The sequence below is a fragment of the Exiguobacterium oxidotolerans JCM 12280 genome, from assembly GCF_000702625.1.
GTDB classification, from domain to species: Bacteria; Bacillota; Bacilli; order Exiguobacteriales; family Exiguobacteriaceae; genus Exiguobacterium_A; species Exiguobacterium_A oxidotolerans.
The window spans coordinates 383,649-405,647 of the sequence record NZ_JNIS01000001.1 but is presented as its reverse complement, the minus strand read 5'-3'; the positions used below and the strand labels follow the sequence as shown (position 1 = coordinate 405,647).

The 21,999-nt window shown below is 46.1% G+C and carries 27 protein-coding genes; all 27 read left to right on the top strand.

Annotated features, from left to right (window positions below):
• The first annotated feature begins 9 nt into the window (after positions 1–9).
• The 27 genes from topA to fliR all read left to right on the top strand — a co-directional run bounded on the left by topA (position 10) and on the right by fliR (position 21,998).
• Complete coding sequence (gene topA / locus P403_RS0102175) at positions 10–2,106, top strand: type I DNA topoisomerase (protein ID WP_029330840.1); 2,097 nt, start codon at positions 10–12, stop codon at positions 2,104–2,106.
• A 3-nt stretch (positions 2,107–2,109) separates the two neighbouring features.
• Positions 2,110–3,414: an FADH(2)-oxidizing methylenetetrahydrofolate--tRNA-(uracil(54)-C(5))-methyltransferase TrmFO gene (trmFO, locus tag P403_RS0102170; RefSeq protein ID WP_029330830.1), complete on the top strand. Its 1,305-nt coding sequence runs from the start codon at positions 2,110–2,112 to the stop codon at positions 3,412–3,414.
• Between the two features lie 172 nt (positions 3,415–3,586).
• Positions 3,587–4,465 (top strand): tyrosine recombinase XerC, encoded by an 879-nt coding sequence (locus tag P403_RS0102165; RefSeq protein WP_034800817.1) that lies wholly within the window; start codon positions 3,587–3,589, stop codon positions 4,463–4,465.
• 13 nt (positions 4,466–4,478) lie between these two features.
• Complete coding sequence (gene hslV / locus P403_RS0102160) at positions 4,479–5,030, top strand: ATP-dependent protease subunit HslV (RefSeq protein ID WP_029330826.1); 552 nt, start codon at positions 4,479–4,481, stop codon at positions 5,028–5,030.
• A complete protein-coding gene (gene hslU, locus P403_RS0102155; protein ID WP_029330824.1) occupies positions 5,017–6,396 on the top strand; it encodes an ATP-dependent protease ATPase subunit HslU in 1,380 nt (459 codons plus the stop codon). Before hslV ends, hslU begins: the two co-directional genes overlap by 14 nt.
• A 16-nt stretch (positions 6,397–6,412) precedes the next feature.
• A complete protein-coding gene (gene codY / locus P403_RS0102150; protein ID WP_029330822.1) occupies positions 6,413–7,192 on the top strand; it encodes a GTP-sensing pleiotropic transcriptional regulator CodY in 780 nt (259 codons plus the stop codon).
• A gap of 245 nt (positions 7,193–7,437) precedes the next feature.
• Complete coding sequence (gene flgB, locus P403_RS0102145) at positions 7,438–7,800, top strand: flagellar basal body rod protein FlgB (RefSeq protein WP_029330820.1); 363 nt, start codon at positions 7,438–7,440, stop codon at positions 7,798–7,800.
• A gap of 2 nt (positions 7,801–7,802) precedes the next feature.
• On the top strand, positions 7,803–8,201 hold the full coding sequence (flgC, locus tag P403_RS0102140) for a flagellar basal body rod protein FlgC (protein ID WP_029330818.1): 399 nt from the start codon (positions 7,803–7,805) through the stop codon (positions 8,199–8,201).
• A gap of 15 nt (positions 8,202–8,216) precedes the next feature.
• A complete protein-coding gene (gene fliE, locus P403_RS0102135; protein ID WP_029330816.1) occupies positions 8,217–8,507 on the top strand; it encodes a flagellar hook-basal body complex protein FliE in 291 nt (96 codons plus the stop codon).
• A gap of 28 nt (positions 8,508–8,535) precedes the next feature.
• On the top strand, positions 8,536–10,104 hold the full coding sequence (fliF, locus tag P403_RS0102130; protein WP_029330814.1) for a flagellar basal-body MS-ring/collar protein FliF: 1,569 nt from the start codon (positions 8,536–8,538) through the stop codon (positions 10,102–10,104).
• A gap of 4 nt (positions 10,105–10,108) precedes the next feature.
• Positions 10,109–11,116, top strand: coding sequence for a flagellar motor switch protein FliG (gene fliG / locus P403_RS0102125; RefSeq protein WP_029330812.1), 1,008 nt, complete (start codon positions 10,109–10,111; stop codon positions 11,114–11,116).
• Positions 11,100–11,825: a FliH/SctL family protein gene (locus P403_RS0102120; protein WP_029330810.1), complete on the top strand. Its 726-nt coding sequence runs from the start codon at positions 11,100–11,102 to the stop codon at positions 11,823–11,825. Before fliG ends, P403_RS0102120 begins: the two co-directional genes overlap by 17 nt.
• The gene (gene fliI / locus P403_RS0102115) at positions 11,818–13,131 is read left to right on the top strand and encodes a flagellar protein export ATPase FliI (protein ID WP_029330809.1); all 1,314 of its coding nucleotides are present in this window, start codon (positions 11,818–11,820) and stop codon (positions 13,129–13,131) included. Before P403_RS0102120 ends, fliI begins: the two co-directional genes overlap by 8 nt.
• A 12-nt stretch (positions 13,132–13,143) precedes the next feature.
• A complete protein-coding gene (locus P403_RS0102110) occupies positions 13,144–13,578 on the top strand; it encodes a flagellar export protein FliJ (RefSeq protein WP_029330807.1) in 435 nt (144 codons plus the stop codon).
• A 35-nt stretch (positions 13,579–13,613) separates the two neighbouring features.
• Positions 13,614–14,132: a MotE family protein gene (locus tag P403_RS0102105; protein ID WP_235195160.1), complete on the top strand. Its 519-nt coding sequence runs from the start codon at positions 13,614–13,616 to the stop codon at positions 14,130–14,132.
• 15 nt (positions 14,133–14,147) lie between these two features.
• Positions 14,148–15,254, top strand: a complete 1,107-nt coding sequence (locus P403_RS0102100) for a flagellar hook-length control protein FliK (RefSeq protein WP_029330803.1) — start codon at positions 14,148–14,150, stop codon at positions 15,252–15,254.
• Positions 15,247–15,714, top strand: coding sequence for a flagellar hook capping FlgD N-terminal domain-containing protein (locus tag P403_RS0102095; RefSeq protein WP_029330801.1), 468 nt, complete (start codon positions 15,247–15,249; stop codon positions 15,712–15,714). Before P403_RS0102100 ends, P403_RS0102095 begins: the two co-directional genes overlap by 8 nt.
• Positions 15,714–16,610: a flagellar basal body rod protein FlgG gene (gene flgG / locus P403_RS0102090; RefSeq protein ID WP_029330799.1), complete on the top strand. Its 897-nt coding sequence runs from the start codon at positions 15,714–15,716 to the stop codon at positions 16,608–16,610. Before P403_RS0102095 ends, flgG begins: the two co-directional genes overlap by 1 nt.
• The gene (locus tag P403_RS0102085) at positions 16,607–16,843 is read left to right on the top strand and encodes a flagellar FlbD family protein (protein WP_029330798.1); all 237 of its coding nucleotides are present in this window, start codon (positions 16,607–16,609) and stop codon (positions 16,841–16,843) included. The genes flgG and P403_RS0102085 overlap by 4 nt, the downstream gene beginning before the upstream one ends.
• The gene (locus P403_RS0102080) at positions 16,818–17,267 is read left to right on the top strand and encodes a flagellar basal body-associated FliL family protein (RefSeq protein ID WP_029330792.1); all 450 of its coding nucleotides are present in this window, start codon (positions 16,818–16,820) and stop codon (positions 17,265–17,267) included. The genes P403_RS0102085 and P403_RS0102080 overlap by 26 nt, the downstream gene beginning before the upstream one ends.
• Before the next feature lie 9 nt (positions 17,268–17,276).
• Positions 17,277–18,260, top strand: a complete 984-nt coding sequence (gene fliM / locus P403_RS0102075) for a flagellar motor switch protein FliM (protein ID WP_029330791.1) — start codon at positions 17,277–17,279, stop codon at positions 18,258–18,260.
• 1 nt (position 18,261) lies between these two features.
• The gene (gene fliY, locus P403_RS0102070) at positions 18,262–19,419 is read left to right on the top strand and encodes a flagellar motor switch phosphatase FliY (RefSeq protein WP_029330790.1); all 1,158 of its coding nucleotides are present in this window, start codon (positions 18,262–18,264) and stop codon (positions 19,417–19,419) included.
• 12 nt (positions 19,420–19,431) lie between these two features.
• Positions 19,432–19,797, top strand: a complete 366-nt coding sequence (locus P403_RS0102065) for a response regulator (protein ID WP_029330789.1) — start codon at positions 19,432–19,434, stop codon at positions 19,795–19,797.
• Positions 19,794–20,285 carry a flagellar biosynthetic protein FliO gene (locus tag P403_RS0102060; protein ID WP_029330787.1) on the top strand — a complete coding sequence of 164 codons (492 nt, stop codon included), beginning with the start codon at positions 19,794–19,796 and terminating at the stop codon, positions 20,283–20,285. Before P403_RS0102065 ends, P403_RS0102060 begins: the two co-directional genes overlap by 4 nt.
• Entirely contained in the window at positions 20,282–20,950 is a 669-nt protein-coding gene (gene fliP, locus P403_RS0102055; protein ID WP_029330785.1) for a flagellar type III secretion system pore protein FliP, read from the top strand. The genes P403_RS0102060 and fliP overlap by 4 nt, the downstream gene beginning before the upstream one ends.
• Before the next feature lie 11 nt (positions 20,951–20,961).
• Positions 20,962–21,234 (top strand): flagellar biosynthesis protein FliQ, encoded by a 273-nt coding sequence (gene fliQ, locus P403_RS0102050; protein WP_012370733.1) that lies wholly within the window; start codon positions 20,962–20,964, stop codon positions 21,232–21,234.
• Complete coding sequence (gene fliR / locus P403_RS0102045) at positions 21,231–21,998, top strand: flagellar biosynthetic protein FliR (RefSeq protein ID WP_029330783.1); 768 nt, start codon at positions 21,231–21,233, stop codon at positions 21,996–21,998. Before fliQ ends, fliR begins: the two co-directional genes overlap by 4 nt.
• Position 21,999: the final 1 nt, after the last annotated feature.

The following is a 21,999-nucleotide window of genomic DNA, read 5'->3' as shown; positions in this document are numbered from 1 at the left end:
GCGATTGCAATGGCAAAATATTTAGTAATCGTCGAGTCACCTGCAAAGGCAAAAACCATCAAACGTTATCTCGGTTCGAACTATACCGTGAAAGCATCGATGGGGCATGTCATCGATTTGCCAAAAAGCCAAATGGGTGTCGACGTCGAACATGACTATGAACCAAAATATATTACGATTCGTGGTAAAGGTCCGGTCTTGAAAGAATTGAAAACTGCTGCTAAAAAAGCACAAAAAATCTATCTCGCGGCCGACCCCGACCGTGAAGGGGAAGCGATCGCTTGGCATTTAGCGAAAGCCCTCGGTGTCGATGAATCGACAGAGTGTCGGGTCGTCTTCAATGAAATCACAAAAGACGCCATCAAGGATTCGTTCAAGAAACCCCGCAAGATCAACTATGATCTTGTCGACGCGCAACAAGCGCGGCGTATTTTGGACCGTCTTGTTGGGTACAGCATGAGTCCGTTACTTTGGAAGAAAATTAAAAAAGGATTGTCTGCGGGACGTGTTCAATCGGTTGCCGTGAAGATGATCATTGATCGGGAACAAGAAATCAATGCCTTTTTACCAGAAGAGTACTGGACGATTAAACTTGAGCTTGATGCGAACGGTGAAAAACTCGAAGCAAACTTTTATGGCGTCGACGGTAAAAAACGTGAACTCCATTCGGAAGAAGAGGTCAACGAGGTGTTGGCAAAACTTTCAGAATCCTTTACGGTCGACTCGGTAACGAAGAAAGAACGCAAACGTAATCCAGCGTTACCCTTTACAACGAGTTCGCTCCAGCAAGAAGCGGCACGTAAGTTGAACTTCCGGGCGAAGAAAACGATGATGATTGCCCAACAACTTTACGAGGGAATCGAGTTAGGGAAAGAAGGGACAATCGGTTTGATTACGTATATGCGTACCGATTCGACACGGACTTCTGAAACAGCGAATCTCGAAGCGCACGGCTTCATCGAAAATGCGTACGGAAAAGAATACATCGCCAGTGAAAAACGAAAAGAGAAAAAAGCGGCCAATTCACAGGATGCGCACGAAGCGGTCCGTCCGACGTCAACGATGCGTGATCCGCAACTCGTCAAATCGTATTTATCACGCGATCAGTTCCGACTCTATAAACTTATCTGGGAACGATTCGTCGCGAGTCAAATGGCACCGGCGATCCTAGATACGGTCAAAGTTGATTTGAATTCGAACGATGTCATGTTCCGGGCGAACGGTTCGACGGTCAAGTTCCCTGGTTTTATGAAAGTCTACATCGAGGATACAGATGATGAAGCAGTGACGGATGTCAAAGAAGGACTCTTACCACCACTCGAAGACGGTGAAGTCTTGCAACAGGAATCGATTGACCCGAAACAACACTTCACGCAGCCACCGCCACGCTATACAGAGGCACGTTTAGTACGAGCGATGGAAGAACTCGGGATTGGTCGTCCTTCGACATACGCTCCAACACTCGACACGATTCAAAAACGTGGGTATGTGACGCTTGAAGAAAAGAAATTCTTACCGACTGAACTCGGAGAGCTTGTCATCGATATGATTAGTGATTATTTCCAAGAATTCATTACGGTTCAATTCACGGCGGACATGGAAGCGTTGCTTGATGCGATTGAAAAAGGCGATATGCAGTGGACGGAAGTCGTCGATCCGATTTATAAATCATTCGCGAAACGTTTGACGCGGGCAGAGGCAGAAATCGAGAAGATTGAAATCAAAGATGAACCAGCCGGAGAAGATTGCGAAGTATGTGGTCATGCGATGGTCATCAAGATGGGCCGATACGGCAAGTTCATGGCGTGCTCAAACTTTCCGGAATGCCGCAACACGAAACCGATCCAAGTCGAGATTGGCGTCAAATGTCCAACATGTGGAACGGGAGACATTGTTGAACGTCGTAGCAAAAAAGGTCGGTTGTTCTATGGCTGTTCAAATTATCCAGAGTGCGAATTCGTCTCATGGGATAAGCCGGTCGAAGAGCCGTGTCCCGTCTGTAGCAGTATGATGGTACAAAAGAAAATCAAGAACGGTGTGAAAGTAGAATGTACATCTTGTGGACATCATGAAACGCGCATCGATCAGGAGCAAGAGGAGGAATGACCGTTGAAACGAGTAACGGTAATTGGCGCCGGGCTCGCAGGTTCTGAAGCAGCATGGCAACTTGCGAAGCGTGGCGTCCAAGTAGATTTATATGAAATGCGACCAGTGAAGCAGACACCTGCTCACCATACCGATCAATTTGCAGAGCTCGTCTGTTCGAATTCGCTCCGTGCGAATCAATTGACGAATGCGGTCGGTGTTTTAAAAGAAGAAATGCGACAGCTGGACTCACTCATCATGAAGGCGGCTGATTTAGCGAGTGTCCCTGCAGGGGGCGCACTCGCTGTCGATCGGCATGACTTCGCAGGCTATGTGACAGAGACACTGAAGAATCATCCGAACGTCACGGTCCATCATGAAGAGCTCGAAGCGATTCCGGATGGTCCGACGATCGTCGCGACAGGTCCACTGACGAGTGCCGCGTTATCTGAATCACTCAAACAGTTTACGGGAGAAGATTATCTGTATTTCTTCGATGCGGCAGCACCGATTCTCGATGGGGATACGATTGATCGAGATAAAGTCTATCTCAAGTCACGTTACGATAAAGGAGAAGCCGCGTACTTGAACTGTCCGATGACAAAAGAAGAGTTCACGCATTTCCATAATGAACTGATTGCAGCAGAAGTCGTTCCGCTGAAAGAATTTGAAAAAGAAATTTACTTCGAGGGCTGTATGCCATTTGAAGTACTCGCTTCACGCGGACCAAAAACATTGTTGTTTGGCCCGATGAAACCGGTCGGTCTTGAAGACCCGAAAACAGGCGAACGTCCATATGCGGTCGTTCAATTGCGTCAGGACAACTCAGCAGGGACACTCTTCAACCTCGTCGGTTTCCAAACGCACTTGAAGTGGGGCGAGCAAAAGCGGATCATCCGTTTGATTCCTGGTCTAGAAAATGCCGAAATCGTCCGATATGGTGTCATGCACCGGAATACGTTCGTCAATTCACCGAACTTATTGCAAGCGACGTATCAAACACGGACACGACATGATTTGTTCTTTGCCGGTCAAATGACAGGGGTCGAAGGATACGTCGAGTCAGCAGCATCCGGTTTGACGGCAGGCATCAACGCGGCACGGTTAGTGAATGAAGTAGAACCAATCGCGTTCCCGAAAGAGACGATGATGGGGGCGATGGCGCACTACATCACGACGACCGAAGGAAAGAACTTCCAACCGATGAACGCGAACTTTGGACTTGTTCCCGGGCTTGTCGGTCATCCAGTCCGAATGAAGAAACCTGAGAAATATGCGCTCCTCGCAGAACGAGCGTTAGAATCCATCAAAGACTTTACCGATATGTAAAGAGGATGGGGGAAAAGCCGCAGAAACAGCGGACTTTTCCCCCATTTCTTAATTTTTCATAAAAGCGTGATAATTTCGTCATTTTTTCGGTTTTTGGTCTATTGTCAGACTACTTACGGTGTGCTATGCTAAGGTCGATTCGAGAACACATGGTCAGGAGGAGGGCTCGGAAATGGGATTAGACTCAGAGTTTGAGCGGCTGCGGAAAGACTTTTTGCGGTACGTGCATATCGAACGTCAACTATCTCCGAATACGGGTCGCTCATATGATCAAACCCTTCGACAATACGCCGCTTTTTGCCTCGATCATCAACTACGATCGATTGAATTGGCAACTGCACGGCGTTATTTGTATGCACTCTACGAGCAACAAGCTTCAAAATCGACAATTGCCCAAAAAGTATCATGCTTGAAGCAATTTGGTCGCTTTTTGACGCGCGACACGGATGCAGTCAACCCGTTTGAAGGATTGAAAGCGCCCAAACGTGCCCAATCGTTACCGACCTTTTTAGTTCCATCTGAATACGAACGATTTTTAGAAGCCTTTCGAGCGGAAGATACACTAGGTAACCGAAATGTCGCAATGATTGAACTGCTCTATGCGACCGGGATGCGTGTCAGTGAGTTGGCAGGACTAAATCTTCAAGATTTAGATCAAGACTTAGAGTATGTCCATGTATATGGGAAAGGTCGTAAGGAACGTATCACGCCGATTGGTTCTTTCGCTAGACAGACGTTACAGGTTTACTTGCAAGAGCGTCGAGGAAAAGATGAAAAGGAACAGGCTGTGTTCGTTTCGAAATCGGGACGACGATTGACGACAGACGGTATTCGTAAAATCTTAAAAAAAGGCGATCATTTGCTTTCGAAACATGTGACGCCTCACGCACTTCGACATAGCTTCGCGACAGACCTGTTAGAGAGAGGGGCGGACCTTCGGGCGGTTCAGGAACTCTTAGGTCATGCTTCTCTATCGACGACGGGACAATATACTCATGTAACGACGGAGCGGTTGCGTCATGTTTATCAGCAAGCGCATCCGCGTGCTTAAGGGAGGAAACGGAATGTTTCATGCAACGACGATTTTTGCGATTCAACATAATGGTCAATCCGCGATGAGTGGAGATGGTCAGGTGACATTTGGTAATCAAGTCATCATGAAGAAAAGTGCAAAGAAAGTAAGACGCCTTTATGGGGGAAAAGTGATTGCAGGATTTGCAGGAAGTGTAGCAGATGCCTTTACGCTGTTTGAGAAATTTGAAGCGAAGCTAGAGATGTATAATGGTAATCTCCAACGTGCCGCAGTCGAGCTAGCCAAAGAATGGCGCGGCGACAAAATGTTACGTCAACTCGAAGCATTGCTACTCGTCATGGACGGGACACATTTACTGCTCGTTTCCGGAAATGGTGAAGTCATCGAACCGGATGATGGAATTCTTGCGATCGGTTCAGGCGGTAATTACGCGCTTGCTGCTGGTCGAGCATTGGCACGTCACGCTGGACAGATGTCAGCAGAAGAAATCGCACGAGCCGCTCTTGAAACAGCTGGAGAGCTCTGCGTGTTCACGAATGATCAAATTGTTTTAGAGACGATTGGAGGAAGTGCAGATGCATGAATTGACACCAAAACAAATCGTAGCCAAATTAGATGAACACGTCGTTGGACAATCGGATGCGAAACGCGCCGTCGCAATCGCACTTCGTAATCGGTACCGTCGCCAATTACTTGACCCGGCATTACGCGACGAAGTAACACCTAAAAATATTTTGATGATTGGACCGACTGGAGTCGGAAAGACGGAAATCGCAAGACGTCTAGCGAAACTCGTTCGCGCACCATTCGTTAAAATCGAAGCGACGAAATTCACAGAAGTCGGATACGTCGGTCGTGACGTTGAATCAATGGTTCGTGATTTAGTCGAAGCTTCACTCCGACTTGTCAAAGATGAGAAGAAAGAAGCGTTAAAAGATCGAGCAGAAGCCGTTGCGAACGAACGAATCGTGGATGCGTTAGTCGGGAAAAAATCGACGTCGGGTCTTGGTGGTGGAAGTAATCCATTCGAAATGTTGTTTGGTGGTAATCAAGCACAACCTGAACAAGAAACAGCGAATGATACGGCGGACCGCTCAGTCATTCGTCAACAATTAATCAGTGGTCAACTAGAAGACCGCATGATTGATGTCGATGTCGAAGAACGCCAAATGGATTTATTTTCGGGACAACAAGGGATGGAAGGCTTATCAAACCTACAAGATATGCTAGGTCAAGTCATGCCGAAGAAAACGAAAAAAAGACAACTGACCGTCAAAGAAGCACGACCGATTTTGACTGCTGAAGAGGCGGAACGTTTACTTGACTTAAACGAAGTCCATGATGAAGCCGTTCGACGTGCGGAGCAGATGGGGATCATCTTCGTCGATGAAATCGATAAAATCGCAACGAAAGGTCAAGATAGCGCCGGCGTTTCACGCGAAGGTGTCCAGCGAGATATCTTACCAATCGTCGAAGGCTCGACCGTCGTGACGAAATATGGCTCGGTCAAAACGGACCATATGTTGTTTATCGCCGCAGGAGCGTTCCATATGGCGAAGCCGTCTGATCTCATTCCAGAGTTACAAGGACGTTTCCCGATTCGAGTCGAGTTGGATAGTTTAACGGAAGAAGACTTCGTCAAGATTTTGACAGAACCGAATCAAGCGTTACTGAAACAATACAAAGCGTTGCTTGGAGCAGAACAGGTCCACGTCACCTTTACCGAGGATGCGATTCGTCAAATCGCGCGGATTGCTGCTCAGGTCAATGATGAAACCGATAATATCGGTGCACGACGTTTATATACAATCATGGAACGGGTGTTAGAGGAACTATCCTTTGAAGCGGCAGATATGCCAGAGTCGGATGTTACGATCACACCACAATATGTAATGGACCGAGTTGGAAAAGTAGCAGATGATCGTGACTTAAGTCAGTTCATCTTATAAGTGGAGGAAGAAAATCATGAATTTATTGGCAAAGACACGAAAGCTTAATACGATGTTACAACAGGAAGCTAGTACACATGTAGACTTTAAAATTATGGCGGAACGGTTAAGTGAAGTCATGGAGTCGAATACATTCATCGTTAGCCGCCGTGGGAAATTACTCGGTATTGCCATCAAGCAACAAATTGAGAATGCGCGAATTCGTGGATTCCTCGAAGAACGTCAATTCCCAGAAGACTACACAAAACGTTTATTTAACGTCATGGAAACGACAGCGAATATTACGATTGATAGTGAACATACGGCATTCCCGATTGATAATCGTGATACGTTCGAATCATCTAAAACAACAATTGTTCCAATCATCGGAGGCGGCGAACGCTTAGGGACACTCGTCCTCGGACGAATGGTCGATGATTTCGACGAAGAAGATCTCGTCCTAGCTGAATATGGAGCGACGGTTGTCGGTATGGAGATTCTTCGAGAGAAGGCACATGAAGCTGAGGATAAAGCACGTAAAAAAGCTGTCGTCCAAATGGCAATCAACTCGTTATCGTATTCAGAGCTTGAAGCAATCGAGCATATTTTTGAAGAACTCGACGGCAATGAAGGATTACTCGTCGCATCAAAAATCGCAGACCGTGTCGGGATTACACGTTCCGTCATCGTCAATGCACTGCGCAAGCTTGAAAGTGCGGGTGTCATCGAATCGCGTTCACTCGGTATGAAAGGGACGTATATCAAAATCTTAAACGATAATTTCCTTTATGAATTAGAACGGATTAAATCAAACTAGACAACGAAAACTGGAATCAATCAAGAAGACCTAGTAAATACTAGGTCTTCTTTTCTTATATAGGCATTATTTATCATTTTTATAAGAAAAGGTAATAAAAAACATGAAATTAACATCTCATTACCCTGATTTTCAAAAAACTTCTTTCCATACATTGACTTATTTGTTTCAATTATTTCAGAAGTGTTACTAAAAATTACGAAAAAAACTAAATACTCGATATAAAATCAAGTGGAGGTTAAGGGATGAATTGGTTAGGCTCAGATTATTCACTCATGACACAAGCCGTCGATCGGACGGTTGCAGCTCAAAAAGTAATTTCAACGAATATTGCGAATGTGGATACACCCGGATACAAAGCAAAACGCCTCGTTTTTGGTGATGTATTGAATTCAGAGATGAAAATGAGTTTACAACGACATACGACGATTAATACTTCAGGAACGGTCGTCGAACAAAGCACATCGATGCGAAATGATGGAAATGGCGTCGATATTGACCTTGAGATGTCTGAATTATCACGAAATCAAATTGAATATGAAGTGCTAGTCGAACAATTGAATCGTAAATTCTCTGGCATTCAATCTGTTATTCGAGGAGGGCGATAAAGATGACGATGTTCTCAGGATTTCATACATCCGCTACAGGATTAACAGCGCAGCGGCTCCGACTCGATACGGTATCAGCAAACATCGCCAATGCTCAAACGACACGAGGCGAACTCGTGAATGGAGAATGGCAACCGTATGCACGAAAATTAGCCGTATTAAAAGAAACAGGTAACGGCGTCACAGTCAGTGAAATCCGGAAGGATCAAGAGCCGTTTAAATTAGAGTACAATCCAAACCACCCAGATGCAGACGAACTTGGCTATGTAAAAATGCCGAACGTGGATTTATTGAAGGAAATGGTCGATATGATGGGAGCGACCCGCTCGTATGAAGCAAACGTCACGGCGCTGAATGCGACAAAGGCGATGTTAGTAAAAGCGATGGAAATCGGTAAATAACGAGGAGATGACATCATGGCAATTCAACCTATTCAAGGGATGCAACAAATGATCTTACCATCACAATCGGTCGCTAAGGCGTCCCCAGGAGATTTTAGCGATGTACTAAGCCGAGCTATTAATGGCTTGAACGACGCGCAACAAGCATCCTCACAAGCACGTGTGGACCTTGCGACAGGGAAGACAACGGATCTACATAACATCATGATTAAAACAGAAGAAGCATCGCTTTCTATGCAACTCGCCATTGAAGTCCGGAATAAAGGGATTGAGGCATACCAAGAAATGATGCGTATGCAACTGTGACTGCTAAGGAAAGCGTGGGAGATGTTTGATGAACGAACGGCTAAAGGCGCGTTTTAGCGCAATCAACACGACATGGAACGAATGGTCACTCGCAAAAAAAGCGACCATCATCGGTATTACCTTAATCATTTTATCAGCTCTTATTGCTGCCATCATTTGGTTGTCGACACCGACAATGACGCCATTGTATTCAAAACTATCACCGCAAGAGGCTGGACAAGTCACTGAAAAGTTAAATGAAGATGGCGTTCGTTCGGAAGTTGTGACAGCTTCAGACGGAGTGACGATTCTTGTGCCGGAGGCGAATGCGGAAAATTTGAAAGTAGAGTTGGCTACTGCTGGCATACCGAAATCCGGTCAAATCGATTATTCATTCTTCAGTGAAAATGCCGGGTTTGGTACTACTGACAAGGAAATGAATATTTTAGAGCGCGATACGATGCAGACTGAACTTGAGAACTTGATTACGCAAGTAAACGGGATTGATGCAGCGAAGGTAATGATTACACTTCCTGAAAAAAGCGTCTTTTTATCAGACGCCGAAGAGACGTCAACCGTATCGGTTGTGTTAACGTCAAGCGCTGGGAGTGATTTAAATCAACAGACTGTACAAGGTCTTTACCACCTAATCGCAAAAAGTATTCCTAATTTGAAAGAAGAAAATATTACAATCATGGATCAGTACTTTACGTACTACGAACCGGGCCAGGGAACACAGACGGCTGGGGGCGCAGATCCGATGCAATTAAAGAAAACAACGGAAAATGATTTACGAAAACAAATTCAACAAATGTTATCCGTCGTTCTCGGACCACAAAAAGCGCTCGTGTCAGTCACGGCAGACGTCGATGTCACACAGCGCCAAGAAGAACAAAAACTAGTCGAACCCGTTGACCCTGATAAAATCGAGGGGATTGTAACTTCGGCAGAAAAGGTTGCCGAAGCCTACACGGGTGCAGCGAATGAAGGAACAGCTGGTACTGGTGAAAATGAGACCATCAACTTCCCGGCCGGTACAGGAACGACAGGTGATACGAGTGAGAAAACGCACGATATCATCAATTATGAAGTAAACCGGATTACGAAACAGATTACGGGAGCACCTTATGAAATACGTGATTTAGGTATTCAAGTCATCGTTGAACCACCAAAAGGTCAAGCTCAAATCGATCCGCAACTTCAAACGGACCTTCAAACGATGCTCTACTCGATTATTCGGACGTCTATCACGAAAACGGATGCAAAAGCGACGTTGACGGATGCCGAATTGACGAACAAGGTTGTCGTCATGTCCCGACCGTTCGCTGAAACACCAACACCAAAAGCGACGACTGCAGTCACGCCGATGTGGGTTTGGTTCGCGCTTGGTGCAGCGGCACTGATCGTCATCGGCGCTATCTTCATGATGATGCGACGACGTCGTACGACGGAAGTCGAAGAATTAGAAGAATGGACACCAATCGAAACTGAGATTCCAGAACTATCGACAGAAGATACGAGTGGCGGAGCAGTCAAACGGAAACAGCTTGAAAAATTAGCATCCTCAAATCCAGATGAATTTGCGAAGTTATTACGCACATGGTTAGCGGAGGATTGATGAGATGAAAAAACTAGATATGAATAGTCGTGAGAAAGCAGCGATTTTGATGATTTCGTTAGGTCCAGAAGTGGCGGCGAACGTCTACAAACATTTGACTGAAGAAGAAATGGAATGGTTGACACTCCAAATTTCGAGCATGAAACGAATTGATCCTGAAGAAAAACTAGAAGTACTCGAAGAATTTCATGAGTTGGCAACGGCGCAAAACTACATTACGCAAGGTGGTATCGGCTTTGCGAAAAATGTGCTTGAAAAAGCATTAGGTGAAGAAAAAGCGATGGAATTGATTCATCGATTAACTTCGACCTTGCAAGTCCGACCGTTCGAGTTTGCCCGTAAAGCAGATCCGAAGCAATTATTGAACTTCATTCAAAACGAACATCCCCAGACGATTGCACTCGTCTTGGCACATCTCGACCCGGGAAAGTCCGGTCAGATTCTTTCGGAGCTTCCAGCTGAGGCGCAATCGGATGTAGCACGACGAATTGCAACGATGGACCGAATGAACCCGGAGATCATCAGCGAAGTCGAACAGATTCTTGAGCGGAACTTATCTCAAGCCGGTATGCAAGATTATGCGCAGTCTGGTGGTATCGAGGCAGTCGTTCAAGTATTGAACGGTGTCGATCGGACGACGGAACGGACAATCCTCGATACGCTCGAAATTCAGGATCCGGAACTCGCCGAAGAAATCAAAAAACGGATGTTTGTCTTCGAAGATATTGTCACACTCGATGCACGAGCAATCCAACGAATCATCCGCGAAGTTTCAAACGAAGATTTGTTGCTTGCGCTTAAAGTCTCTTCGGACGATGTCAAAGAAATGGTGTACCGAAACATGTCTCAGCGAATGGTCGAATCGTTCAAAGAAGATATGGAGTTCATGGGACCCGTCAGATTGCGCGATGTCGAAGAAGCGCAAAGTCGAATCGTCGGAATCATTCGTCGCCTAGAGGATATGGGTGAAATCGTCGTCGCACGTGGTGGAGGAGATGATATCGTTGTCTAACGTCATTAAACGACAAATTGTCATCGAAGGTCATCAACGGACAATTCTTCATCAAGAAGAGCGAGCAATCGAACGGGATGCCGAGCCGAGTATTTCTTATGAGGCGTTGATGGCAAAAGGTCAAAATGAGCTCGACGAGCAACTTCAGCTGATGCGTCAACAAGAAGAAGCGCGTCGGCAGGCTTTCGAACAGGAACGTGAAATGGCTTTACAGGAAGCGAAGGAGCAAGGCTATCAAGCGGGTTATGAGCGAGGGCAGCAAGATGGACTGGACGCCTATGCACGAAAACTCGAGGAGACGAATCAATTTGCAATGCGTCTTGAGCAGATGCAGACGGACCGCTTGTTAGCGATGGAAGATGAGTTGTGTGCATTGTCACTGCAAGTGACCCATCATTTTTTAGAAAAATTACATGATACAGATGAGGAAGCACTCTATCAATCGATTCACCAATTGATTATCCAGTTCCGTGACCGTGAAAAAATCATTGTTTACACGTCTGCAGAAGATTTTGAACGGGTTGTATTACTGGATGAACGTCTACATACGATATTAGGTGGTGCTGCGACAATCAGCTTACGAATTGATCCAGAACTCGCGCCACGCGATTTCCGTATCGATTCAGAAAATGGAGCGATTACGGGCGGGCTTACTTCTAGTTATGAGGCGTTGATTAACCAGGTGACTGAGGTGCTACAAGATGTATAAGGTGAAGCAATTGCAAGCGGCCGTTCGAGATATTCGGACGGAAGATTTAGTCCGACATTCCGGTAAAGTCGTGCAAGTAATCGGTTTAATGATTGAATCACGAGGACCGACGGCAGTCGCAATCGGGGAACGGTGTTTGATTCAACTGCATCGAGGTCAAGAAATCGAAGCAGAGGTTGTCGGCTTCCGAGAAGGTCACGTCTTATTGATGCCTTACGGTGAAACGACAGCAATTGCACCAGGATCAATCGTCATCGCAACAGGAAAACCACTTCACGTACCCGTCGGTGAGGAGCTGATCGGGAAAGTGTTAGATGGATTAGGTCGAGCACTTGATGGTGAGGAGTTGACTCATCTCCGGACAACATCAATCGTGCGAAAACCACCGAGTCCACTTGAACGACCACGTATCAATGAAGTGTTGTCAACAGGTATTCGCGCCATTGATGGTCTGCTGACAGTCGGTCAAGGGCAACGCGTCGGTTTGTTTGCCGGGTCTGGTGTCGGGAAATCAACACTGCTCGGAATGATTGCAAAACGTTCGACTGCTGACATCAATGTGATCGCCTTGATTGGAGAGCGAGGGCGGGAAGTGAAAGAGTTCATCGAAGCGGAGTTGGGCGAAGAAGGAATAAAGCGTTCCATCATCGTCGTCGCGACGAGTGACCAACCACCGCTTGTCCGTTTAAAAGGAGCCTATACGGCGACAGCAATCGCAGAATACTTTCGGGATCAAGGTAAGAACGTCGTCTTGATGATGGACTCCGTTACGCGGTTCGCGATGGCGCAACGTGAAATCGGTCTAGCGACGGGAGAACCGCCTGCTTCAAAAGGTTACACGCCGAGTGTATTCGCTCTACTGCCTCAGTTACTTGAACGAAGCGGAAAGACGACAGCCGGGTCGATTACAGCTTTTTATACCGTACTCGTCGATGGAGACGACATGAACGAACCGATTGCGGATGCAGTCCGCGGGATTTTAGATGGTCACTTTGTCCTTGATCGAAGTTTGGCGAACAAAGGGCAGTATCCGGCGATTCATGTTTTACGTTCGATTAGCCGGGTTATGAATCAAATCACATCGACGGAACATAAAGACAGTGCGATCGTCTTTCGGCAATTGCTCTCGACATACTTAGATGCAGAAGACTTGATCAATATCGGTGCATATAAAAGTGGGACAAATCCTGAAATCGATCGTGCCGTTGAAAAATATCCAGAATTAATCGGCTTTTTGAAGCAACGTGTTGAAGAAGGAAGTCAATTTGAAGAAGCCATGAACCGTTTAATCATGACGATTCGCTAAGGAGGAAAAGGTATGAAAACAATATATGAGCGAATCATTCCTTTAGCCGAGGCGGAGAAAGATCGTGTATCGAAACAAACGGCTGAAAAAAAGAAACGCTACGAGATTGAAGTCGAAAAGTTGTATCACTTGCTCGTTCGTTACGAAACGTTTTTGAAGGCGCAAAATGAGATGGGTACCGTCGAATTACTCGCTTCTCAATACCGTGAACGTGCGCGTGACGTCGTCAAACAGCAAATCGAACGGCAACAATTATATGTCACTCAAGCAAAAAATCAGTATGAACGCGCACAAGTCGATTTAAAAGAAGCGATGATTGAGGAAAAGAAATTCACGCGTCTTCAGGCGAATCAACTAGAAGAAGCACGGCAAATCAATGCACTACTCGAACAAAATCAATTAGATGAACTGGCACTGCTACAGTTTGGAAGAGGGCGGACATCATAAGTAATTCAAAATCATCGAAACAATGGATTTTACCGTTGTTGATCATTCCCTTGATCTTAATCTTAGGTACAGCCTATCTCGTGCTCAATTATGCTAACGGTCGTCCGATGCTTGCACTCCCGTTTTCGACAGAGGAAACGTCGAAACAAACGAAGGGAACGCCTGGTAAGGAAACGTCTGATTTAGAAAGTCGATTAAAAATAGCGAATCAAGAAATTAAAAAATTGCGAAATGAAGCGACGGAACAAGCGGATACACTCAAAGTGAAAGAACAAGAGATTACGCGATTAATCGCAGAGCGCGATCAATTAAAACAAACGCCTTCCCCGGATAAAACAACCGAGGAAGACAAGAAGACAACCAAGACGGCAAGTGTGACCGATGTTTATGCAGAGATGTCGCCGAAAGAAGCAGCGACAATCTTAAATGAACTCAGTCCGACAGAGGTCGTTCCTATCATCGAGACTATCGATGCGGAACAACAAGCAGCCATCATCGCAAAGATGGATGCAAAAAAGGCTGCAGCATTGACGCAACTACTTGCGACGAAATAGAGGTGAGCGAATACGATGAATTTGACAGATGTGCAACAAAATCAAACAGTCAAAGGGACGGCGAAATCAGTCGTCCAAAGTGCTCCTTCGGCTGAAGGCATGGGGAGCTTTGCTTCTTTGCTACAACTGTTCACGACGCCAGAACCAAGTCTTTTGCCTGCGAATGTCGTCTCTAGCACGACGACGCCACAATCAAATGAAGGTCAGTTGGTGAAGATACTCACAGCACAACCCGAGCAAGCCTTGCTTTTACTGGATCATCCGCAACTAGAAGCACTAGAACAAGATTCAAAAGGAATGACGGAGCTCGTACAACTCGTAAAAACGATCCAAGAAGGAGATGCGGAACAAGCGACGGCGATGTTACAACAGTTACCGGCGTCGGTCGGTCAATTGATTACGGCGACAATCGCGTCGATTCTTGGTGTTACGAAACCGGTAGCAGATCAACTGCAACCAGTAGCGGATACGCCCGTCGGAAAAGTTGTCAAGACAGGGGAAGGTGAAGTGAAGACGGGAAGGGTCGTGCAGACGGCTCTTCCAGTGACACGACAAGCCGCCCTGGCTCAAACCTTACCGGCTTCGATGAAGTTAGGCGAAGGATTGACGCGTAGTGAGCCGTTGAAAGGAACAGTTGATTCGGAAGGGACAGCATTACCGCTCGCCTTTTCTTCGACGCTGTTCGTGAAAAACGATCGTACCGTTACGATGCCTCCCCTCATTCCGCAAAGTAATGTCGATGAACAATTGGCAAAACGAATCGAAGCAGCACTCCAGCAAGCTCCGTTCTTAAAAGGAGCAGACGGTTCGACACGAATGTCGATTCGTTTATACCCAGAACAGCTAGGTGAGGTCGTCGTTCAACTCGAGCGAAAAGAAGGCGTGTTGACAGTGAAACTGTTTGCGGGCACCGAGCAGGCGAAACAACTGATTGAGCAACAGCTAGGTAAATTACAAGGTTCACTGCAACATCAAGCGCCGCTCGTTAAAATCGAGACGGGATTACTGGCCTCGACCGTAAAAGAGTTTGATACATCGACACCACAAGAGCGGCAAGAGACAGCGCAAGAGGAACAACCGAAACCTCAAGATGAGGAGTTAGAGGAGGAAGAAGATGACTGATTCCATTAATGCGGCATCGTCCTACCAGTTGCCGGATAAAACGACAGCTGTGCCGAATAATTCGATGGACAAAGACATGTTCATGAAAATCTTGATTGCCCAGTTATCGAATCAAGATCCGACTGCACCGATGGAAGATAAAGAGTTCATCTCACAGATGGCACAATTTTCTTCCCTTGAACAAATGCAAGCGATTGGAAAAGGGATGGACACGATGGTCTTGAATCAACATGCGAATTCCTTGCTGACATACAGTAATTTAATCGGGAAATCAGTTAGTTACGAAACAGATGGAACGGTTGAGGATGCGACGGGAACGGCGACGGGCGCGACGGTCAAGGAGACAGCGAACGTCATAAGCGTCAAGCGAGACGGAATTGACGTCATCGCGGAACTTTCGAACGGGAAGCAAGTCAGCGTCTATGAATTAACGGAGATTAAAACAAAGGAGGAAAAATAATGTTACGTTCAATGTATTCAGGAATCAGTGGGTTAAAGAACTTCCAGACAAAGCTTGATGTCGTCGGGAATAACATCGCAAACGTCAATACGTTCGGTTACAAAAAAGGGCGGGTTACCTTTAAAGATCTCGTTAACCAATCAGTCGGTTCAGCTTCAGGAGCAGGCGGCGGCGTCGGGGGAACAAACCCGAAGCAAGTCGGACTCGGGGCATCGATGTCGACGGTTGATAACGTCTATAACCAAGGCGCACTTCAAAACACGGGACGGGCGCTCGATGTCGGGATTTCGGGCGAAGGATTCTATCAAGTGCTTACAGCAGATGGCGTTCGTTACTCGCGTTCAGGAAACTTTTACACGGACTTACAAGGAAATATCGTCACGGGAGATGGGAACTACCTCGTCGGATTATCTGATCCGCCACCAGCAAACCCAGGACAGCCACCAGCGAACCAAGCAAACTTACCGGCAAACCAGTACGATGCGCAAGGACAAATTACGAATAAAGTGAACAATGGCTACATGAAACTCCAAATTCCGACTGGCGCGCAAAACTTAGCTATCGGAAAAGATGGATTAGTCACATTCGTTGATGCGACAGGTGCGTTACAACGCGTCGGTTACGTCTCGATGGCAAACTTTGCGAACCCGGGTGGACTTGAAAAATCAGGGGTGAACCTCTTTTCTGCATCACAGAACTCAGGGATTCCAGCAACCGGGACACCAAGCACGAACGGACTTGGGCAACTGACGTCTGGGACGCTCGAAATGTCGAACGTCGACTTATCGGAAGAGTTTACAGAAATGATTATCGCCCAACGTGGATTCCAGGCAAATACACGAATTATTACGACATCCGACCAAATCTTAGAAGAACTCGTTAACTTGAAACGATGATTACACTGACGACGTTACGTCAAGCACCGCTCGTATTGAATGCTATATTAATCGAATCGATTCGATCGACACCAGATACGACGATTCAACTCGTTGGAGGGCAGACATACATCGTCAAAGAATCGTTAGAAGAGGTAAAAGCGGCAACAATCGATTTTTACCGACAAGTCGGACTAGCGGGCTTGAACAGCATTAGGAGGTTCGAAGATGGCAGAAGAAAAGAAGAAGAGTAAGTTAAAAATACCGTTGATCATGGTTATCGTGGCCCTCATGATGATCGGCGCAGGGTATATGCTCACGAAGTATTGGTTAGTCGGAGATGAGACGGAAGCAAAAGTTGAACAACCGACAGGTGCCGAGCTCGAAGAACGAAGTTTTCAAACAGACGACTTGACGACGAACATCGCAGACGAACGGTTTTTGAATGTTCAGTTTACGATTGTCACGGATGATGTGAAAACGAAGGAAGAGTTAGAACTACGTAAGTTTCAAATCAACAACATCATTCTTGGTGATTTAGCATCGATGAAAAAGCAAGACTTGGATTCAAAACAAGATATGGCAAAGCTTGAAGAAAAATTACGTGGTCAATTCAAAAAACTTCTTCAAGAAGGCGATGTTCAACGCGTCTATACGACGAAAAAAATCATCCAGTGAGGTGGCAGCATGAGCGAAGTATTATCACAACATGAAATTGACGCCTTGCTATCAGCCATTTCGAGCGGAGATATGGAAGTCGAGGAGATACGAAGTCAAGAAGAGGAACGGCGTGTCAAAGTGTATGATTTCAAACGGGCACTTCGTTTCTCAAAAGATCAAATGCGGAACTTGACTCGAATCCATGTGCAATTCGCACGTGTACTGACAACACACTTTTCAGCGCAGCTGAGAACGTACGTCCAGTTCACGGTCAATACGGTCGAACAGTTGCCATACGATGAATTCATCCATTCCATTCCGAACATGACCTTAATCAATCTAGTTAACCTGAAACCGCTTGATGGGAAAGTCATCTTTGAAGTCAACCCGAACATCGCCTATGCGATGCTCGATCGACTCCTCGGTGGTCCTGGCGAAGGGATGAATAAGATTGAAAATTTGACTGAAATCGAGACACGTATTTTGACGCAATTGTTTAAGCGAGCATTCGTTCAATATGGCGAAGCTTGGGAGTCAATCACAGAACTAGAAGCAGAGTATGATGATTTAGAAATCAATCCGCAATTCCTTCAACTCGTTTCACCGAATGAGACGGTAATCCTCGTCTCGATTTATGTGACGGTGGGAGAAGTCAGTGGGACGCTCAATGTCTGTCTCCCGTTCGTCACACTCGAACCAATCATTCCGAAGCTATCGAGTCATTTTTGGATGCAACAAGAAAAACGTAAAGCGGTCGATAACCAAGAATCTGAACAGATGCAAACTCAGTTGATGGGGTCAATCGTCGATTTAAAAGCTGTGCTCGGCCAAACCGAATTATCGTTTGGAGAATTGTTACACCTCGAGGTAGGCGACTGCCTGTCCCTGAAGACACGTACATCCGACCCGGTTGAATTGTTTGTTGATGATCGGAAAATGTTCAAAGCGCGACCTGGTCTGAATGGGAAGCATCTCGCTTTACAAGTCATACAACGAATTGAGGAGGAATAACATGAGCGATATGCTTTCGCAAGATGAAATCGATGCGTTATTACGCGGGACCCCGTCGGATGATGAGCCGACTGATACAAGTTCGGACGATGGATTAGAAGAATTAGACGAGATGGAAATTGATGCCTTAGGTGAAGTAGGGAATATTTCACTCGGGAATTCAGCAACAGCGTTATCTGCATTACTCAACCAAAAGGTCGAGATCACGACGCCACATGTGCGGATGATCACGATGGACGAATTACGCAGTCGTTATCCAATCCCGCACGTGGCTTTGCGCGTCGGGTACACAGAAGGATTCAAAGGTGAAAACGTCTTGATTTTGACGCAACGTGACGCATCTGTCATCGCGAACTTGATGATGGGCGGCGACGGGATGGTCGAGGAGGACCATGAAATGGAGCCAATCGCCCTTTCTGCCGTTCAAGAAGCGATGAACCAAATGATGGGAGCAGCGGCGACATCGATGTCAACGGTCTTCTCGATGCGGATCGATATTTCGCCACCAGCCGTTGAAATTTTCGACTTTTCGCAAGAGAAAAGTATTGTCGACAGCTTTTCTTTATGGGAAAGCATGGTCATCATCGAATTCGATTTGAAAATCGGGACATTGATCGATTCAAAAATCGTTCAGCTTGCACCACTCGAATTTTCAAAGCAGTTGATTCAGAAATTATTCAGCGCAAGCACTACGACGACTGAAGAAGCAAAAGGTACGACGCATGAACCGGTTCAACCGTCGCCACAAGCAGCACCGCAACAAACGCAACAAACGCAACAAACGCAACAAACGCCCCAGCAGGAACAACGTTATGAAACGCCTGTTGCACCGAAAAAGGAACCGGTAGGTGTCAGCCCGGTCCAGTTTGGTCAATTTGAAGAAGTGCAACAAGAAGGCGTACCGGGTAACATCGGAATGTTGTATGATGTCCCGCTGAATGTAACCGTCGAACTCGGCAGAACACGTCGCTCTGTACGCGACATATTGGAATTGACACAAGGTTCGATCATCGAACTTGATAAATTGGCTGGAGAGCCGGTTGATGTGTTTGTCAACAATACATTGATTGCGACAGGTGAAGTCGTAGTCATTGAAGAAAACTTTGGAGTACGAATTACAGAAATCGTAAATACAAAAGAACGTCTTCGGATGTTCTAAGGAGGAAATAAGATGAGTGCAAAAGTATTGATCGTAGATGATGCAGCTTTCATGCGAATGATGATTAAGGAAATTTTATCGAAGAATGGATATGACGTCGTCGGGGAAGCAGAAAATGGTCGCGAAGCCGTAGCGAAATACAAAGAATTAACACCGGATCTCGTAACGCTCGATATCACGATGCCAGAAATGGACGGCATTTCAGCACTAAAAGAAATCAAAGCCTTTAACCCAGCAGCAAAAGTCATCATGTGTTCGGCAATGGGACAACAGTCGATGGTTATCGATGCGATTCAAGCCGGTGCAAAAGACTTCATCGTTAAACCGTTCCAAGCAGACCGTGTGCTTGAAGCCGTTTCGAAAACTGTTTCGTCATGAAAAGACTGACCTTTTTGACCTGTCTCCTGTTGTTCCTGTTCTCAGCACAAGTCGGGGCAGAAACAGTGGAAGAGAATTTGAATCCATCTAAGAAGAGTGAACCAACAACTCAACAGGTCGATGGGTCGTCGACGATTGTGACGGTCATTAAAGTCATCGTCACGCTCGTGGTCTTAATCGGGGGATTTCTCCTGGCTGTCCGATTAATCAATGATCGGACGCGAGGTGTCCGCCAATCCAATCAACTTTCACATCTCGGAGGTGTGCCGCTCGGGAAAGATCGATCGGTGCAACTCGTACGCGTCCACGATAAAGTTTACGTCGTCGGTGTCGGGCAAAACATTGAGCTACTCGACACGCTCGAAGCGGATACGGAATGGTCGACTGAAGAGATGCATGACATGAAGCAGTCGACGAGCGAATCGCCTTTCTTGGAGTCGTTCAAGCAACAACTTGATCAATTCCAGAAGAAACGAGGTCGTTCATGACAACGATTGAAAGTCTGATTTCTCTAGACACACCATCAGGAACAGCGACATCAGTTAAGTTACTTGTCTTGTTGACATTATTATCCTTAGCACCCTCGTTATTGATTTTGATGACATGTTTTACGCGCGTTGTCGTCGTCTTATCGTTTGTACGCTCAGCGCTCGGGACACAACAGACACCACCGAACCAGTTGCTAGTCGGTCTTGCCTTATTCATTACATTATTCGTCATGTCGCCGGTTCTGACGGAACTCAACACGACGGCACTTCAACCATACATGGGTGAAAAAATTAGTCAGGACGAAGCGTTTGATCGAGCAGGTGGAACGATGAAACGTTTCATGTCAAAACATACACGTACCAATGACTTAGAATTATTTTTGAAGTATGGAAATTACGACAAGCCGGAAAAAGTCGAAGACATTCCGCTTGTCGCGTTAGTTCCTGCTTATGCCATCAGTGAGTTGAAAACGGCTTTTCAGATCGGGTTCATGATTTTCATTCCATTTCTCGTCATCGACATGGTCGTCTCGAGTGTGTTGATGTCGATGGGGATGATGATGTTACCGCCTGTCATGATTGCTTTACCGTTTAAATTATTACTATTCATCCTCGTCGATGGTTGGCATTTAATTGTCGAGTCATTGCTTGTCAGCATGAAGTAGGGAGGAACGATATGACGCAGGAAATGATTATTCAACTAGCGAGTTCGGCCGTCTGGACCTTATTAAAGGTATCGGCACCGCTCTTGCTCGTCTCACTCGTTGTTGGTCTGCTCGTCAGTATTTTACAAGCGACGACGCAAATTCAAGAGCAGACCCTCTCGTTCGTCCCGAAAATCGTTGCTGTATTTTTAGCACTCGTCTTTTTCGGACCATGGATCATGGAAGAATTAAAAACGTTTACGATTGAAATCTTTAAACAGATTGCTGAGGTTTCAAGGAAATGACGTTATTGTCTTTTGTCAGCGTATTTTTACTCGTATTTGGTCGCATCGTCGGATTTTTGGTCGCGGCACCGTTGTTTTCATCAAAACAATTGCCGGCCCAACATAAATTAGCCTTAGCTGCCGGTCTTGCCTATTTTGCGAGCTATGCCGTCAAAACGACCGTTGAAGTCGATGATTTCAATTTTTTCTTTCGGATGGGTACGGAAGTCATCGTAGGGTTATCGCTTGGCTTATTAGCTAGCTTCCTTTTATTTGCCCCACAAATCGCCGGTTCCATCATCGATTTACAGATGGGACTCGCGATGGCATCAGCTTATGATCCGATGTTCGGTGGTCAATCACCAATCATTGGCCGGTTTTATTACATGTTGACACTACTCGTGTTACTTGCCTCCGACATGCATTTGATTTTACTCGATGGCATTTACACCAGTTTTCAAATCTTTCCACCCGGCAGTTCGATTGCAGTTTCAGGCGAGGCGGGAATGAGTCTTGTCGTTCGAGTCGTCGGTCTAGCGATGTTAACGGCCCTTCAAATGGCGATGCCACTCATCGTGTCCTTGTTCCTGGTCGATCTTGCACTTGGGTTTTTAGCAAAGACAGCACCGCAATTCAATATTTTTGCGATTGGTTTTTCAGTCAAATTACTAATGGGCTATGCGATTTTATTTTTACTTGCCGGTTCGACGATTACCGGGATTTCAAAGTTCATTCCGCTACTGCAAGACGTTTTAGCGGATGCCATTCGATTACTGGGAGGTTGAG